The sequence below is a fragment of the Aurantimonas sp. A3-2-R12 genome (assembly GCF_036016755.1).
Taxonomy (GTDB): Bacteria; Pseudomonadota; Alphaproteobacteria; order Rhizobiales; family Rhizobiaceae; genus Aurantimonas; species Aurantimonas coralicida_A.
The window spans coordinates 1-1,061 of the sequence record NZ_JAYXIH010000124.1; the positions used below are offsets into that span (position 1 = coordinate 1).

The 1,061-nt window shown below is 64.2% G+C and carries 2 protein-coding genes; both read right to left on the bottom strand.

Going from position 1 to position 1,061, the window contains the following annotated elements:
• Nucleotides 1-305 (bottom strand): ATP-binding protein (locus VSX60_RS22340; RefSeq protein ID WP_327626433.1); only part of this gene is annotated, 305 nt, incomplete at its 3' end.
• A partial coding sequence (locus tag VSX60_RS22345; protein WP_442873143.1) for a Mu transposase domain-containing protein occupies nt 302-1,061 on the bottom strand: 760 nt, incomplete at its 5' end. The genes VSX60_RS22345 and VSX60_RS22340, both read right to left, overlap by 4 nt.

Below are 1,061 nucleotides of genomic sequence, written 5' to 3' on the forward strand. Positions count from 1 at the left end.
CCAAGCCAGGCGTCACCTTCGGCGAGCGCGGCAATCCTGGCCCGGCTGACCATCGGCACGGCGTTGAAGTCGAAGGTGTCGAGCGTCTTTCCACTAGGCAAGCGTGCTTCGTTAAGATGGCGTCCAATGCGGCGGCGGACCCGCTCGGCAACTTCGTGCTCGAACAACGTCGCCAGGGTCTTTGCCGCCGGCCACCCTTCCTCATCGGCCGTTTGGCTGATCGTCGGCCATAGATTTGCGACGGTTGGAAGCCGCAGCGTGGTGAGCAAGAGCGGCAGGCGGGCGGTGTCGGTCGTGATGTTCATGCCGTTACCTCCATGTCCGCGGGTCGCCGAGTGAGCAGCGGATCGTAGATGCTGGCGTTCGGCATCTCGATATGCACTGCCGGGATCGGCCCTGGTTTGGGCATGAAGCGGTCCCGGAACGCTGTGATGTCCGGCAGATTGCCCTGATCGAGGACGGCATCGAGCGCTTCGGCGATCCCGGCTTCCCTGCCGCTGTCGTGGGAAAGGGCCAGGAGCGCGACCATCGTGCGGGAGGCCTCTTTCACGGGTTGGGCAGCCATCAACGCATCGAACGCACGCTGATAGGCTGGTCGCGGCCACAGCGCATCGCGATAGGTGAGATTGGCCAGGGCGCCGGGCTTGGCGCGAAGCGAGCCGATCACGTGACGATAGTCGACGACGTGCGCCGTCGTCCTCTTGGCACCTTTGGACGGGGCGCGGCCGCGAGGCAGGGTGAGGACCGGCACCCCGGCAAGGAAAGCCTCGATCCGGTCGTCATGGACACGCAGATGCAGACGATGTCCGATCAATCGGGAGGGCACGGTGTAGAAGGCGTGCCGGAATGAGAAGCCCGACGAACTCGTCACCCGGACGCTGGCTTCGTCCCAGGTGACAGGTGTTGCCGCAGGCAACGGCTTCAAATGGCCGCGCTCGATCTCGATCGCATCGTGATGCCGGCGATTATGACCGGCCACGACGCCGGCAACGAAGCTCTTATAGGCATCCAAAGTGTCGAAATCGGTCGAGGCTCGCAGCATCAGTTCCTGCTCGATCCGG